Origin of the sequence: Neisseria sp. GT4A_CT1 (assembly GCF_000227275.1) — a bacterium.
Classification (GTDB): Bacteria; Pseudomonadota; Gammaproteobacteria; order Burkholderiales; family Neisseriaceae; genus Neisseria.
In genome coordinates, this window is record NZ_JH164970.1 from 1 (window position 1) to 14,969 (window position 14,969).

General features: G+C 52.4%; 17 protein-coding genes. 4 read left to right on the forward strand and 13 right to left on the reverse strand.

Annotation, left to right across the window (positions count from 1 at the left end):
* Nucleotides 1-59 precede the first annotated feature (59 nt).
* From HMPREF1028_RS11175 to HMPREF1028_RS11185, 3 genes are all read right to left on the reverse strand, one after another.
* Nucleotides 60-791, reverse strand: a complete 732-nt coding sequence (locus tag HMPREF1028_RS11175) for a phosphoadenylyl-sulfate reductase (protein ID WP_003765388.1) — start codon at nt 789-791, stop codon at nt 60-62.
* A 130-nt stretch (nt 792-921) separates the two neighbouring features.
* Nucleotides 922-1,980, reverse strand: a complete 1,059-nt coding sequence (dinB, locus tag HMPREF1028_RS11180) for a DNA polymerase IV (protein WP_003761139.1) — start codon at nt 1,978-1,980, stop codon at nt 922-924.
* Nucleotides 1,981-2,123: 143 nt separating this feature from the next.
* Complete coding sequence (locus HMPREF1028_RS11185) at nt 2,124-2,618, reverse strand: hypothetical protein (RefSeq protein ID WP_003756439.1); 495 nt, start codon at nt 2,616-2,618, stop codon at nt 2,124-2,126.
* Nucleotides 2,619-3,580: 962 nt separating this feature from the next.
* Between HMPREF1028_RS11185 and HMPREF1028_RS11195 the strand changes: the two genes are divergently transcribed.
* Genes HMPREF1028_RS11195 through HMPREF1028_RS11205 form a run of 3 tightly spaced genes read left to right on the forward strand, consistent with a single transcriptional unit; the run spans nt 3,581 to nt 5,945 of the window.
* Complete coding sequence (locus HMPREF1028_RS11195; protein WP_009312868.1) at nt 3,581-4,588, forward strand: peptidase U32 family protein; 1,008 nt, start codon at nt 3,581-3,583, stop codon at nt 4,586-4,588.
* A 12-nt stretch (nt 4,589-4,600) separates the two neighbouring features.
* A complete protein-coding gene (locus tag HMPREF1028_RS11200) occupies nt 4,601-5,518 on the forward strand; it encodes a U32 family peptidase (RefSeq protein WP_009312869.1) in 918 nt (305 codons plus the stop codon).
* Nucleotides 5,505-5,945 (forward strand): SCP2 sterol-binding domain-containing protein, encoded by a 441-nt coding sequence (locus HMPREF1028_RS11205; RefSeq protein ID WP_009312870.1) that lies wholly within the window; start codon nt 5,505-5,507, stop codon nt 5,943-5,945. The genes HMPREF1028_RS11200 and HMPREF1028_RS11205 overlap by 14 nt, the downstream gene beginning before the upstream one ends.
* A 134-nt stretch (nt 5,946-6,079) precedes the next feature.
* Here HMPREF1028_RS11205 and HMPREF1028_RS11210 read toward each other — a convergent pair whose 3' ends face one another.
* On the reverse strand, nt 6,080-7,792 hold the full coding sequence (locus HMPREF1028_RS11210; protein WP_009312871.1) for a proline--tRNA ligase: 1,713 nt from the start codon (nt 7,790-7,792) through the stop codon (nt 6,080-6,082).
* A gap of 449 nt (nt 7,793-8,241) precedes the next feature.
* Between HMPREF1028_RS11210 and fghA the strand changes: the two genes are divergently transcribed.
* Complete coding sequence (gene fghA / locus HMPREF1028_RS11220) at nt 8,242-9,090, forward strand: S-formylglutathione hydrolase (protein ID WP_009312872.1); 849 nt, start codon at nt 8,242-8,244, stop codon at nt 9,088-9,090.
* 83 nt (nt 9,091-9,173) lie between these two features.
* Here the strand turns inward: fghA and HMPREF1028_RS11225 are convergent, their stop codons facing one another.
* The 9 genes from HMPREF1028_RS11225 to hda all read right to left on the reverse strand — a co-directional run bounded on the left by HMPREF1028_RS11225 (nt 9,174) and on the right by hda (nt 14,817).
* Nucleotides 9,174-10,013: a DUF4198 domain-containing protein gene (locus tag HMPREF1028_RS11225; protein ID WP_009312873.1), complete on the reverse strand. Its 840-nt coding sequence runs from the start codon at nt 10,011-10,013 to the stop codon at nt 9,174-9,176.
* A 218-nt stretch (nt 10,014-10,231) separates the two neighbouring features.
* A complete protein-coding gene (locus HMPREF1028_RS11230) occupies nt 10,232-10,783 on the reverse strand; it encodes a hypothetical protein (RefSeq protein ID WP_009312874.1) in 552 nt (183 codons plus the stop codon).
* A 215-nt stretch (nt 10,784-10,998) separates the two neighbouring features.
* Nucleotides 10,999-11,841, reverse strand: coding sequence for a 3-deoxy-8-phosphooctulonate synthase (kdsA, locus tag HMPREF1028_RS11235; RefSeq protein WP_003767526.1), 843 nt, complete (start codon nt 11,839-11,841; stop codon nt 10,999-11,001).
* Between the two features lie 87 nt (nt 11,842-11,928).
* Nucleotides 11,929-12,312: an aspartate 1-decarboxylase gene (panD, locus tag HMPREF1028_RS11240; RefSeq protein ID WP_003767516.1), complete on the reverse strand. Its 384-nt coding sequence runs from the start codon at nt 12,310-12,312 to the stop codon at nt 11,929-11,931.
* A gap of 293 nt (nt 12,313-12,605) precedes the next feature.
* Complete coding sequence (gene cutA, locus HMPREF1028_RS11245) at nt 12,606-12,929, reverse strand: divalent-cation tolerance protein CutA (protein ID WP_009312875.1); 324 nt, start codon at nt 12,927-12,929, stop codon at nt 12,606-12,608.
* A gap of 10 nt (nt 12,930-12,939) precedes the next feature.
* The gene (locus HMPREF1028_RS11250; protein ID WP_009312876.1) at nt 12,940-13,239 is read right to left on the reverse strand and encodes a TonB family protein; all 300 of its coding nucleotides are present in this window, start codon (nt 13,237-13,239) and stop codon (nt 12,940-12,942) included.
* Nucleotides 13,240-13,297: 58 nt separating this feature from the next.
* The gene (locus HMPREF1028_RS14920; RefSeq protein WP_156798168.1) at nt 13,298-13,441 is read right to left on the reverse strand and encodes a hypothetical protein; all 144 of its coding nucleotides are present in this window, start codon (nt 13,439-13,441) and stop codon (nt 13,298-13,300) included.
* A gap of 42 nt (nt 13,442-13,483) precedes the next feature.
* On the reverse strand, nt 13,484-14,152 hold the full coding sequence (locus tag HMPREF1028_RS11255) for an HAD family hydrolase (RefSeq protein WP_009312877.1): 669 nt from the start codon (nt 14,150-14,152) through the stop codon (nt 13,484-13,486).
* Nucleotides 14,149-14,817, reverse strand: a complete 669-nt coding sequence (gene hda / locus HMPREF1028_RS11260; RefSeq protein WP_003763115.1) for a DnaA regulatory inactivator Hda — start codon at nt 14,815-14,817, stop codon at nt 14,149-14,151. Before hda ends, HMPREF1028_RS11255 begins: the two co-directional genes overlap by 4 nt.
* Between the last annotated feature and the right edge of the window lie 152 nt (nt 14,818-14,969).

Sequence of the window (14,969 nt, forward strand, 5' to 3'; positions counted from 1 at the left end):
AAGGTCGTCTGAAACCTGAATTTGGGTTTCAGACGACCTTTTGCCTTGCCTGACAAGGATTATTTGTGCAGCCCGCATTCTTTGCTGTCTTTGCTTTCCCACCACCAGCGTCCGGCGCGGATGTCTTCGTCTGCTTTGACGGGGCGGGTGCAGGGTTCGCAGCCTATGCTCGGATAGCCTTGAAAATACAGGGCGTTGAGCGGGACGTCGTAGGCTTGCGCGTATGCCCAGACATCGTTTTCTTCCCAGTCGAAAATGGGGTTGAACTTGGCGATGTTGCGGCTGTGGTCGGTTTCTTCAAAATCCAATTCGCTGCGGGTTGCCGATTGGCTTCGGCGTTGTCCGGTCAGCCAGGCGGGGGCGTTTTTCAGGGCGCGGTTGAGCGGCTCGATTTTGCGGATGTGGCAGCAACGGCGGCGCAGCTCGACGCTGTCGTACATGGCGGTTGCGCCGAATTCCTGCTCAAACTGTCGCGCGCTTTCGGGGTCGGGGTGGAAAACTTCCAGCTCGGTTTGGTAGCGGACGTTGACGGCGGTAATCAGGGCGGCGGTTTCGGGATTGAGCTTACCGGTGTCGAGGGTGATGATGCGCAGGGGGAGTTTCAGGCGGCAGATGGCGTCAGTAATGATCATGTCTTCGACGGCAAGGCTGGAGGCGAAAACGGCTTGCGGATAGCGGCGGGCGATGTGTTTGAGGCGGGTTTCGAGCGTGGCGGTCAACTCGGGCAGCCGGCGCCGTTCGGCTTCGCCTGTCGTCGGGATGCGCCAAAGCTGGGGGCGGAAGAGGGACATGGTTGGCTTGTTCCTTGATTTTTGTTTTCAGACGACCCCTCTTGCGGCAAAAGGGGTCGTCTGAAAGTTTGTACGGAACATTATTGTCGGGCGGTCTCGCGCGAAGGGGAAAGAATGCTTTTCTATTTCTTTATAACCAAAGCGATTGCTGCTGGTCTTTCGGTACGAGGTGGTTCACGCCTATGCCGATGAGACGGAAAGCGTCTTCGCGCTGGGGCGGCACGCGCTGCATCAGGGTCTGCGCGGCGCAAAGCAGAGCGTCGGTGTCGGGCAGGACGGAAGAGTAGGTCAGGGAGCGGGTGATGATGCGGAAATCATGGGTTTTCAGCTTGAGGGTTACGCCTTTGGCTTCGACGTTTTTGCGTGCGATTTGCCGCCACAGGTCTTCAGCAAGGTGGGGCAGATGTCCTGCCGCCTGTTCAAGCGACAGGTCTTCGGGCAGGGTGATTTCGGTGGAGATTTGGAGGCGTTCGCGTTCGGCTTTGACGGGGCGTTCGTCCGTACCGCGCGCCAAATCATAGAGGCGGTAGCCATAGCGTCCGAAATGGTTTAAGAGTTCGCCGCGCTCGAAACGGCGCAAATCGCCTGCCGTCTGCATACCCAGCGACTGCATTTTTTTCAGCGTGACTTTGCCCACGCCGGGGATTTTGCCCAAGGGCAGGGTTTCCAAAAATGCCATGACCTTGTGCGGCGGCAGGACGAATTGCCCGTTCGGCTTGCGCCAGTCCGACGCGATTTTCGCTAGAAATTTGTTCGGCGCGATGCCTGCGGAAGCGGTCAGGCCGGTTTCTGCAAAAATGGCGGCGCGGATTTCTTTGGCAACTTCGCTGGCGTAAGGGATATTTTTGAAATTATGGGTCACGTCAAGATAGGCCTCGTCCAGCGACAGGGGTTCGATTAAATCAGTATAGCGCCTGAATACTGCATGAATCTGCGCGGAAACCTGACGGTACAAATCGAAATGCGGCGGCACATACACCGCTTGCGGACACAGCCTTTTCGCCGTCGCCACCGACATCGCGGAATGCAGCCCGAACTGCCGCGCCTCATACGATGCGGCGCAAATCACCGAACGCGCGCCCTCCCACGCGACGACCACGGGCAGTCCTTTCAAATGCGGCTGCTCGCGCAGTTCTACCGATGCGTAGAACGCGTCCATGTCGATATGGATGATTTTGCGCTGGGACATTGAAGACGGTCGGGAAAGAAAAAGAGACGGGTATTTTAGCGGAAAACGATAGAGGAAGGTCGTCTGAAACGGCATTTGGTTTTCAGACGACCTTTGATCAGGGAAAGCAAACAGACTTTGTAGATTTGCCCGATGGCTCGAACCTACGCCGTTTCATGCGCCCATTGGGGCAGGGTGGTCTTTTGTTTGCAAAAAGCGAACAGACGCTGCCCATTGCACTTTTCAAACATCAGCTCTACGCCGCTTTGCAAACGCAAAATCAGGGCGGAAGGCGTATCGATTTTGATGAAGTCGATATGGTGTTGCACAAGTTTGGCAATGGCGGAATACAAATCAAGCTTGTCCGCGTGCCTGAAAAACCAAGGATTTAAGCTTAACCAACGCCCGCCGTTCAGCGAGGTACCGGGCTGAAAGTCCGCCCGGATTTGAGTCAGGCGGTCGTCTGAAAAATGCAATTCGATATCGCCGTAGAGCCAAATGTTCCACCCCTTTTTTACCAAAAGCCCTTTGGGCACGCATTCGGGTGCAGGGAACATTTGCAGGATCATCTCCGCCGTCTGTCCGATCTCCAGATAATCAAATCGGCCTGTGGTCAAAAAGTCGTACATATCGACGGAAATCGGGAAATGGTAGCGCATGGTCGTTTCAGACGAGGTGTGAAATATGGGCTATCTTAGTTCAAAATATAAATGAAATCAATTCTTATTTTTATTTATTTAGCTAATTAAAAGAAATTTGTCGGCAAGGCTGATCACTCAAGACAATATTAAGATATTGATAATGAGTTTTCCAATACGCAAATTTGCCATATGATTATCCGCGTTCCATCATCATTTATTCAGTTTATCAGCTATGGCATACATTTTTATATTTTTAGTCGGATGCTTCATTTTCATCCTGATTGCCCGCAGAGTACGGCCAGCGCCTGAAATCATTTGGGAAAACGAACCGCTCATCTGCATCAGTCTCGGTAATTTATTGGATAACGAACGGATTTATTTTGGCAAAAACGAGATTTTCATTTGTGAAGGCAGTGAAATCAAAGCACGTCATCCTCTTCAAGATTTGATTTATTTGAGTAGGACGATGATGGCCCTTTTCGGTACTCATGTTTAGCGGCTGGAGTTTAGAGCGGATGGAAGCCAAGTTGCTTATCATTTTTATCCCAAAGCCGACGGATTCGCTATTTTTTATAAACAACTGGTTCAAAATCATCCGTGTACCATTATGGACTGTTGGAGTGAGTGGAGGAGATAGGCAGTTTGGGGCTGCAAATGAATAATTTTAGCCCTAGGTGCGATTATTCGCGTTGAGTACATAAAAGGTCGTCTGAAACCTGTTTCAGACGACCTTTTATTGTAAAAATCTATAAATTTAATAGATAATAACTAATCTCATATTATCAAATTGGAAAAGATAACCCGCTGATTAACTTGATATTTAACATGGTTAAATTATGTTAACTAAAACATACGTTATCCAAACCTGATTTCACAATTGATTTAAATCATAATATCTTGTGTCCAAATCTCTAAAATACCCGAAATCATACTAAATATTGATTTTCGAATAACAAACTACAAGAGTCGAGGAACGCAAAATGCCGAAAATCCCTGAGTTGGTTTGTCCCGCCGGCAACCTGCCCGCTTTGAAGACGGCGGTGGACAATGGCGCGGACACGGTTTATATGGGGCTAAAAGATGCGACGAATGCGCGCAATTTCCCGGGGCTGAATTTCGATATGAAATCGGCGCAGGAAGGGGTGGCTTACGCCCATGCGCGCGGCCGCAATGTGTTGATGGCCATTAATACTTTTGCCCAGGCGGGGCAAATCGAGCGGTGGCATCGGGCTGTCGATACGGCGGTGCAACTGGGGGCGGACGCGATAATCGTCGCCGACCCTGCGATTATGGCTTATGCCGCCGAGCGTCATCCTAATTTGAGGCTGCACATGTCGGTGCAGGGTTCGGCGACCAATTATGAAGCCATCAATATGATGAAGGAGCTGTTTGGCATCCGCCGCGCCGTGCTGCCGCGCGTTTTGACGGTCGATCAGGTCAAACATGTGATTGACAATACGGATGTGGAAATCGAAGTGTTCGGTTTCGGCAGCCTGTGCGTGATGGTGGAAGGGCGCTGCATTTTGTCGAGCTATGCGACGGGCGAATCACCGAATATGCAGGGCGTGTGTTCGCCTGCCAAAGCCGTACGCTGGGAGCAGTTGCCCGACCGCATGAACGTGCGGCTGAACCAAGTGTTAATCGACCAATACAAACCGAACGAACCGGCAGGCTATCCGACCTTGTGCAAAGGCCGTTTCGAGGTAAACGACGAAACCTATTACGCGCTGGAAGAGCCGACCAGCCTGAATGTTTTGGAAATGTTGCCCGAACTCATCAAAATCGGCGTTTCCGCCATCAAAATAGAAGGCCACCAGCGCAGCCCGATGTACACGGCGCAGGTAACCAAATCGCTGCGGCAGGCTTTGGATGCGGCCGCTGCCAATCCGGCACATTTCAAAGTCAATCCGCTATGGAACAATGCTTTGAGCAAGGTTTCGGAAGGGCATCAGACGACCTTGGGCGCATACAGCCGTCCGTGGAAATAAGGGGGAGGGAAAATGAATCCGATGAAATTATCGATGGGGCCGGTTTTGTTTTTCTGGCAGAAGGAAGCGCTGCTGGAATTTTACGCCGCCATGCTGGATGCGCCGGTGGATACCATTTATCTGGGCGAAGTGGTGTGTTCGCGCCGCCAGAAAATGCGTTTTGCCGACTGGGTCAGCCTGGCGGAAGATTTGGCGGAAAGCGGCAAGGAAATTATTCTGTCGTCGCAGGTGCTGCTGGAAAGCGAATCCGATTTGAAACGCCTGCGCAAAATCACGGGGCAGGAAAAATTCAAAGTCGAAGCCAACGACATGGGCGCGGTCAAACTGGCGCGCGAACACGGCATTCCGTTTGTCGCCGGCGCCAGCCTGAACATTTACAACGAAAGCACGCTGGCGCTATTCCAAAAACTGGGCGCATACCGCTGGATTGCGCCGTCTGAGTTGAGCCGCGACAAAATTGCCGAAATCATCAAGGCTTCAGACGACATCGAAACGGAATTGTTTGCTTGGGGCAAAATGCCTTTGGCGTACTCTTCACGCTGCTTTACTGCGCGGCATTACAACCTGAACAAAGACGGCTGCGAATTCCGCTGCTTGGATTACGAACAAGGCATGGACATGAATACCCGCGAGGGCAAACCGTTTTTAACCATCAACGGCATTCAAACCATGTCTTATGGCTGCCAAAACCTGCTGCCGCACCATGAGGATTTGCGGCAAATCGGCGTGAACATGCTGCGTCTGTCGCCGCAAATGCACGGCATGGCGGAAATCGTCCGTATCCACCGCGACGTATTGGACGGCAAAACTGCCCTGGCGGATGCGCTGCCCGAATTGGAACGACTGACCACCGGCACGCTGGTGGACGGCTATTGGCACGGCCAGGCGGGTATCGAAGCCGTGAAGGAGGAATATTATGGCGTTGCCTGAAATCGTATTGCCCGCATGGGCGGGAAAAATCGGCGGTAAATTACCGTGCAGGCCGCCGCGTTTCGCTTTGGTTTTTGCCCTCAACACCATGCTCAAACGCGGATTGCTGCCCGCCGACATGAGCCTGTTTGACGGCAAAAAATTCGAAATCGACGTATTGGACGCGGGCATCAAGGTGCGTTTCACCGCCAATGCCGAAAAATTTATTGATGCGGATTTTTTCGGCACACCCGATTTGCGCCTTGCCGCCAACGGCATCGACTTTATGCGCATGATGATGCGCGAGGAAGACCCGGATACTTTGTTTTTCAACCGCAAACTGCAAATCGAAGGCGATACCGAGCTGGGGCTGATTACCAAAAACCTGCTCGACAGCGTGGACTGGCCGTTCGGCGATTGGTTTTTGAAACGGCAGTTGTCCGATTGAATGCCGGTTCGTGCAAGAATGAAGCAAAGCATTCATCCGTTAAGCTTCTGATTTCACAATAATGAAGGTAGTCTGAAACCTGTTTTCCAGTTTTCAGACGACCTTCTTTCATCTGCATCCGTTTTAAACCGTCATTAGTCTTTCAATGCAGCCAATACTTTGCCGGCGATTTCATTCAAGCCCACGGTTTGTGCCTGATTGTCGCGGCGTTCGGCGTATTCGACATTGCCTTCTTTCAGGGCGCGGTCGCCGATGACGATGCGGTGTGGGATGCCCAGAAGCTCGGAGTCGTTCAGCAGCACGCCTGCGCGTTCGTCGCGGTCGTCGAGGAGGACGTCTGCGCCTGCGACCAGCAGTTCGGCGTAGATTTTGTCGGCGGCTTCGCGTACGGAGTCTGATTTTTTGTAGTTCATCGGCACGATAACGACTTCAAACGGCGCCATCGCTTTTGTCCAGATGATGCCTTTTTCGTCGTTGTTCTGCTCGATGGCGGCGGCAACAACGCGGGTGATGCCGATGCCGTAGCAGCCCATTTCCATGATTTGCGATTTGCCGTTGTTGTCGAGGAAGCTTACGTTCATGGCTTGGGTGTATTTGTCGCGCAATTGGAAGACGTGTCCGACTTCGATGCCGCGCGCCAGTTTCAGACGACCTTGTCCATCGGGGCTTTCGTCGCCTTCAACGACGTTGCGTAAATCGACAAACTCAGGCTCGGCGGCGTCGCGGCCGAAGTTGAAGCCGGTATAGTGGTAGTCGTCTTCGTTCGCGCCGATAACCCAGTCCGCGCCTTTTTCGGTGGCGAAATCGGCATAGACTTTGCCTTTGAAGCCGACGGGGCCGAGCGAGCCGCCGTTTGCGCCGAACTGCGCACGGATGGCGGCAGGGTCTGCCATGGTCAGCGGCGATTTCACGCCTGCGAGTTTTTCGGCTTTGATGTCGTTAAACTCATGGTCGCCGCGCAACAGCAATAAGACGATTTCGCCTTCGTTTTCGCCTTCGACAACGATGGATTTCAGCGTTTTTTCAATCGGAATGCTGAGGAAATCAACCAATGAATCAATGGTTTTGACGTTCGGCGTGTGTACTTTGGCCAGCTCTGCCTGAGCGGCCGCGCGTTCGCCTTTGAGTGGCAAGGTCGGTGCCAGTTCGATATTGGCGGCGTAATCGGAAGTGTCGCTGTATGCAATCACATCTTCACCGCTTTCCGCTAATACTTGAAACTCGTGCGAACCGGTACCGCCGATGCTGCCGGTGTCGGCGGCGACGGGGCGGAACTCCAAGCCCAGACGGGTGAAGATACGGCAGTAAGCGTCGTACATGGCATCATAGGTCGTCTGAAGCGAGGAGTAGTCGGCATGGAAGGAATAAGCATCTTTCATGACGAACTCGCGCGCGCGCATCACGCCGAAGCGCGGGCGCACTTCGTCGCGGAATTTGGTTTGGATGTGGTAAAAGTTTTTCGGCAGCTGTTTGTAGCTGTTGATTTCTTTGCGCACGATGTCGGCGATGACTTCCTCGCAGGTCGGGCCCATGCAGAAATCGCGGTCGTGGCGGTCTTTCAGGCGCAGCAGTTCTTTACCGTAAAATTCCCAGCGGCCGGATTCCTGCCACAGCTCGGCAGGCTGCACCACCGGCATCAGCAACTCCACGCTGCCCGCGCGCGCCATTTCTTCGCGCACGACGTTTTCAACTTTGCGCAACACGCGCAGCCCCATCGGCATCCAAGTATAAAGGCCGGACGCGTTGGCTTTAATCAGACCGGCGCGAATCATCAGCTTGTGGCTGGCAAGCGCGGCTTCGGCGGGGGCTTCTTTCAGGGTGGAAATGAAAAATTGGCTGGCTTTCATGGTGTGTTTTTCTGTGTAAAAAAGTAAGCGCGTATTGTAACGCGAAAGGCAGGGGGATTGAAGTTTTTCCCTATGCGGGAACAGCCGCCGCCTTTCTTTTTGAGTCAATTCATTTGACATTTATCGGGCGTGTCAATCACTTTTTATACACAATTTCGCATTGGCTTGTTTTGCTTATAGATTTTTCCCATAAAGACTTTGAAAATTTTTATTTTTATAACTAATTGATTTTATTGTATTTTATTTGACTATTTTTTAAGCACCGAAAGGCTTGGGTTGTTCCAAAAGCAAAAATTCCGATTACCCAAAGCTTATCAACAAACTTATCCACAGAGTTTGTGTATAGATTAGTGTCGTCTGAAACCATACCGTTCGATAGGTTTTTAAAAGCCCGTAACGCGGTCTTTCTGTTAAGATGATGCCTTCGCTTTTTCCACACCATCCTATCTATGTCCGCACACGAATTACACCTGCTTTCCCGCGCCAAAATGTTCAACGGCCATCAGGAGCAATACCGCTGCTTTTCCGAAACCTGCCAAACCGACATGACTTTTGGTATCTACCTGCCGCCGCAGGTATTGAAAGGCTATCCCGCGCCGGTTTTGTATTTTTTGTCGGGATTGAACAGCGACGGCTCGGAACTGATACGCCAAACCGGCATCCAGCGTTTCGCCGCGCAATGGAACATCATCGTCGTTTTCCCCGACACTTCGCCGCGCGGCAGCCATATCAGCGACAGCACGGACGAGTTTATCGGACAAGGCGCGGGATTTTACGTCGATGCGACCGAACAGCCGTGGGCGGCGCATTATCAGATGTACAGCCATATCAGCCATGAATTGCCCGAGTGGGTGGAACGGCATTTCCCCGCCACTCAAGAACGCAGCATCGCGGGTTTCAGCATGGGCGGACACGGCGCGCTTTCCATTGCTCTGAAAAATCCGGGCCGCTATGCCGCCGTTTCTGCGTTCGCCCCCTTGTGCCATCCGACCGCCAGCCGAGGTGGAAAGCAGGCGTTTGCCGCCTATCTGGGCGCGGAATCAGAGGCTTGGAAGGCTTACGACAGCACATCGCTCGTTCAGACGACCTCACGCAAGCTGCCGATACTCATCGACCAAGGCGGCGCCGATCCACTGTTCCCCGACGAACTGCAACCTGAAGCCTTTGTCAATACTGCCCGCGCCAACGGTTTTAATGTGCAATACAAAGTCCGCCCCGGCTACGGACACGATTATTTCTTCATCGCCAGCTTTATCGACTCGCATATCGAGTTTCACGCTGAGGCATTGGGTTTGTAAATCCACTATAAATTTAATCTACTATATAAAGAAAAGTCGTCTGAAAACTTTTTCAGACGACCTTTTCGATCTTTCACACTTAATTAGTGTTGATGATGATGGTGTTCATGCCGTTCAGCCGCGCGTTTCGTTCCGATAGGCATGATCAATGTTGCATAGGATTTGTTCTCTTGGCAAACGCTTTTATCGGCGTAGTCAGCCTGATGGACGGCTTTGATTTTCCACAAACCTTCAATCAAAGGGATTACATTGACAACACCGTCTTTATCCGTTTTTCCTGAGAAACCTTGCGGCTCGCGGTGGTCGTGTGTCGCCGCCAAGTCCATTTCCGCCAGCGTATCCGAGCTTGCCATTACCGTCGCTTTAGCCAACGGTTTGCCTTTATAAAGCACTTTAACCGGCAGCAGACCGCCTGCCTTGACTTCATTCGGGTTTTTCAGCGGAACCAGTTCTAATTCATGACCGACCGGACGGGTCAACACGCTTTCATCCACACCAGCGCTGCCCACTTGCAAAAACGCTTTGCCGAACATCTGAGCCTGTTCGCAATAAGTCGCGCCGGGCAGGTCTTTCAAGGTTTTCTGTTTCCAGCCTTCGCTGTTTTGCGACCAGAAAGTCGGTTTGTACACCGCGCCGACCCAATACGAGCCGTCTTTCAGACGGGATTTGGAAACATATTGGTAATTTTCGCCTTTATTCGTCAAATCGACGGTTTTTCCGGATTTGTCGGTCAGTTGCAGCGGTTTGAAAATATGCACACGGTCGTCGGCGATTTTTTCAACATTCGGGAAATCATGGCTGTAACCCAAATCCGCTTTCAACGTACTGCCCGAATCCAAACGCACCGGAGCCGACACCCACAAATCATGCGCCTGCGCCGCCATACTCAAGCCCAATGCGCCAAGTATCCATAATTTTTTCATGTTTCTTCCTCAAATTTATTGTTTACGGTTCAAAAGCCAACGGAAAGCCCGAAAAGCAAGGCAACCTTACTCTTTTTATTTCAAAATGTAAATATTATTGATGATTGTTTTTAGTTACAAAGAACTAGAAATCCTTAAAGGGACAACAGAAAACAAGAGGTCGTCTGAAAACCTTGAAATCAGGTTTTCAGACGACCTTTCAGTATTGGGAAGATGGATTATTGCGCTTCCAGTTTTTTCAGCAGATCAGGCATGGCTTCTTCGTTGTAGCGGTAATAGCGGACGCTGTCCGTACCTTCTTTATTGGTCATTTCCAATACGTTGGGTTTGCCTTCCAGCTTCAGCAGCAACGGAACCTTGAATTTGACGGTTTTGCCGATTTCGTCAGGTTTTTGTTCGGGCGCGCCATCGTTGTGGCTGACGGTGTAGTTGGTTATGGTTTGACGGAATTCTTGTCTCCAACGGCTGAATTTCCATTTGAAGTCTTGGGTAATGGTGGTCGTATCGCCGGAATTTGCTTGGAAATGGATCAGGTCGCGGCCGGTACCGTCGGGGCGCATCAGGCTGGCGTTGAGCAGGGAGCCGTCAGCGTTTTTACTGGTGTTTCCCCACATGCCGAACAAATCTTTGCGTTTGACTTTTTTGGCGGTAACGAGCTGGTTGGGTTCGGTAACGTGCAGACCCGGTACATAAGCCGTCTCCGCCACGGCGGCAGAAGTCAGGGTCAAGGTGAACGCGGCGGCGCCAAGTAGGGTTTTCCATGTTTTCATATTGTTTTCCTTATATGTAATGAGCAGTTGAAGAATCGGGCGCAGGCGGCGAATCCGTTTTCAGGGTTTTCGCGTTTGCCCACAATGTTGATGGTTTGTGTATTTACTATTTTATATCGAAAAATCGATTGAAATACAAAATTGCCTGACCGTCAGTTTACACAAGGTAAACCGACGATTCAATTTTCAGACGACCTTTCGTTTGCCATGCCGCATTAACGGATGTCCATAGGCGCGAAGGATTTGACGGTTTCGTCCACGGCTTTGACGCGGGTCAGGAAGTCTTCCAGCTGGGCGAGCGGCAGGGCGCTGGGGCCGTCGCATTTGGCTTGGTCGGGGTTGGGGTGGGATTCGAGGAAGAGGCCTGCGAGGCGGGTTGCCATGCCGGCGAGCGCCAAGTCCAGCACTTGCGCGCGTCGTCCGCCGGATGCGGCGGCACCGGATTCGCGGGTTTGCAGGGAGTGGGTGACGTCGAAGATGACGGGCAGGCCGCCGCAGGTTTGCTTCATGACGCCGAAGCCGAGCATATCGACGACGAGGTTGTCGTAGCCAAAGTTGGCACCGCGTTCGCACAGTATGATTTGTCCGTTGCCCGCTTCTTGGAATTTTTCGACGATGTTTTTCATCTGCGAGGGGCTGAGGAACTGGGGTTTTTTGATGTTGATGACGTTGCCGGTTTTTGCCATGGCGACGACGAGGTCGGTTTGGCGGGCGAGGAAGGCGGGCAGTTGGATGACGTCGCAGACTTCGGCGACGGGGGCGCATTGGTAGGGTTCGTGGACGTCGGTGATGACGGGTACGTCAAACTCGCGTTTGACGGCTTGGAAGATTTTCATGCCTTCGTCCAAGCCGACGCCGCGGAAGGAGTGGATGGAGGAGCGGTTGGCTTTGTCGAAGGAGGCTTTGAAGACGTAGGGAATGCCGAGTTTGTCGGTCACTTTGACGTATTGTTCGCAGGCTTTGAGGGTGGAATCGAGGTCTTCCAGGACGTTGATGCCACCGAACAGGGTAAAGGGGAGGTCGTTGCCGACGGTGAGGTTGTTGATGCGGATGTTCATGATGGTGGGGCTTTCTCGAAGGTCGTCTGAAAATGGCTGAAAGGTCTTCTGAAAGCGGATTTTGCGGTTTCAGACGACCTTTGTGTTTTATAGGACGGTGTGCGGCGGCTCGTAGGAGAGGATGTCGCGGATTTTGTTGTGTTCGTCCACGAGGACGACTTTGGGTTCGTGCGCGGCGATTTCGGGTTCGGACAGCATGACGTAGGACATGATGATGACGATGTCGCCTTTTTGGACGAGCCGTGCGGCTGCGCCGTTGAGGCAGACGACGCCGCTGCCGCGTTCGCCGGGGATGGTGTAGGTTTCGAAGCGTTCGCCGTTGTTGTTGTTGACGATGGCGACTTTTTCGTTAACGAGGATGCCTGCGGCGTCGAGCAGGTCTTGGTCTATGGTGATGCTGCCGACGTAGTTAAGGTCGGCTTCGGTAACGGTGGCGCGGTGTATCTTGCCGCCGAGCATGGTGCGGAACATGGGTTTCCTTTTGGTTTGGGATTGCGGATGCAGACGGAGGTCGTCTGAAAATCAAAAGCCGTCATTATAGTGGACTTCCCTGTAAATTCATAATGATGCTTGTGCGTTTTTCAGACGGCGCGGCTGTTTTATATAGTGGATTAACTTTAAATCAGGACAAGGAAACGAAGCCGCAGACAGTACAGATAGTACGGAACCGATTCACTTGGTGCTTCAGCACCTTAGAGAATCGTTCTCTTTGAGCTAAGGCGAGGCAACGCCGTACTGGTTTAAATTTAATCTACTATAATTCACTATAAACCGAGACACCGCTTCAACCAGCGCAAATAGGGGGCGTATCCGCGCGATACGTTTTGCATCAGGATTTGCGGGCATTCGTAGCTGTGGTTGGCGATGATGGTTTTTTGGATTTCGCGGTAGCAGTGGCGCGAGGTTTTGATGGTGATGCGGATTTCGTCGTCGCGGCAGATTTCGCCGTTCCAAAGGTATTGGCTGGTGATAGCTTCGTATTGCACGCAGGCGGCAAGTTGCTTTTCTAAAAGCAGGCTGCCGATTTTTTCGGCTTCTTCGCAGGTCGGGGCGGTGGTGGTAACGATGACGGGTTTGAACGCGGACATTTCAGACGACCTATTGGTTTTTAAACTCGATGGTTCCTTTATATTTCACCCAGTATCCGGCGGCTTTGTATTTGTCTTTTTTGGCGGTTGCCACGGCTGTTTCGTCGAGTCCTTCATATCCGCTGGATTCGAGAATGCTGACTTCTACGGCTTTGCCTTCGGGGGAAACCAGGATGGACAGTTTGACGGGTTTGATGGGTTGTGCGGTATTTTCGGATGCGGGGGCGTATTCTGCCGGGTTGACGGTTTGCGCGGTTGCGGGTAGGACGAAGGCAAACAGCAGGGCGGGGATGATGGCGCGGATGGACATATTGTTTTCCTTATTTGTAGATTTGTAGCGGGTTTAGGGGGTTGTTTTTGATTTGTTTTCAGACGACCTTTTGTTTTCCGTGGGCTAAGCCCACGCTACGGGGTTGTGCTATTTTCAGACGACCTTTGTTTTCGCGGGCGAAGCCCACGCTACGGGGGGCACTTATTTTCAGACGACCTTTGTTTTCGAGGGTGAAGCCCACGCTACGGAGTTGCGCCCGTTTGGGCGGCGGGTGCGGTTTTGCTTATTTGAAGTTCAATATCGGCCAACCTTTTGCTTTGGCTTCTTGTTCTAACTCGGCATCGGGATTGACGGCGACGGGTTCGTTGACGAGGCGCAGCAGCGGCAGGTCGTTTTTGGAGTCGCTGTAAAAATAGGTTTTGCCATAGCTTTCGAGCGTTTCGCCGCGTTCGGCGAGCCATTGGTTCAGGCGGGTGATTTTGCCTTCTTTGAGGCTGGGCGTGCCGATGTAGTTGCCGGTGTAGCGGCCGTCGGCGCCGGTTTCGAGTTGGGTGCCGATGATGTTGGTGATGCCGAAAAGGTGGCAGATGGGGGTGATGATGAACTCGTTGGTCGATGAGATAACGAGGGTTTCGTCGCCGGACATTTGGTGGCTCTGCACCAGCATACGCTGCATCGGCGAGATGTGGGGCGTGATGAACTCCGCCATAAATTCGCGGTGAAATTCCGCCAGCTCTTCTTTGCTGTAACGGGCGAGCGGGGCGAGGTGGAATTTGAGGAAGGCGTCGATGTCGAGGCAGCCGTTTTGGTAGTCGCGGTAGAATTTTTCGTTTTGCGCTTCGGTTTCGGCAGCGTCAACCAGGCCTTTTTTGATGAGGTATTGCGGCCATGAATGGTCGGAATCGGTGTTGATGAGGGTGTTGTCGAGGTCGAAGATGGCGAGGTTTTTCATTGGGTTTCCTGTTGTTTCAAAAGCTGGCGAAGAAGCGGCAGGGTGATGCGTTTGCCCATGGTAACGGCGTAGTTGTCCAGCGTGTCGAGCATCTGCATCAGGCTGTCCATGTCGCGCCGCCAGTGGTTGAGCAGGTATTCGAAGATTTCGGGGTCTATGGTCACTTGGCGCGCCGCCGCCATGCTGACGAGCGCGTCGATTTTTTCTTGGTCGGTCAGGGGTTTGACTTCGTAAACAAGGCAGTACGCCATGCGGGTGCGCAAGTCTTCGCGGATGACGAGCTGTTGGGGCGTGTGTTCGGAGCTTAACAGCAGAAAGCCTTTGCCGCTGTTACGGAAGCGGTTGAATACGGCAAACAGGAGGGCTTGTTCTTCGTTGCCCAGTTTTTCGATTTGGTCGATGGCGAGGTATTCGGCTTCAAAGGCGGCTTCGGTCAGCGGCGTGGCGGCGGCGTCGATATAGACGGCTTTTTTCCCTGCGTCGAGGGCTTGGGCGACCCATGCGCGCAGCAGGTGGCTTTTGCCCGCGCCTTCTTCGCCCCAGACGTAGATAAACGGGTCGTGTTTATGCTGTAACACATAGACCAGTTCGGCATTTTCCGTTCCGAGGAATTTGTCGAAACCGGGATAGCCGCGTTCGGCGAAGTCGAAAATAAGCTGGTTCACAAAGGCATACCGGATGGGTTGGAATCGGGTTTATTGTACGTTGTTTTGTCAACGCGTATCAAGGCGCAGGGTCGTCTGAAAAAGGGGCGCGTTGCATGGGTTTCATATACAATGGCGGACATTTGGCAACGCGTCTGTTTTCAGACGACCTC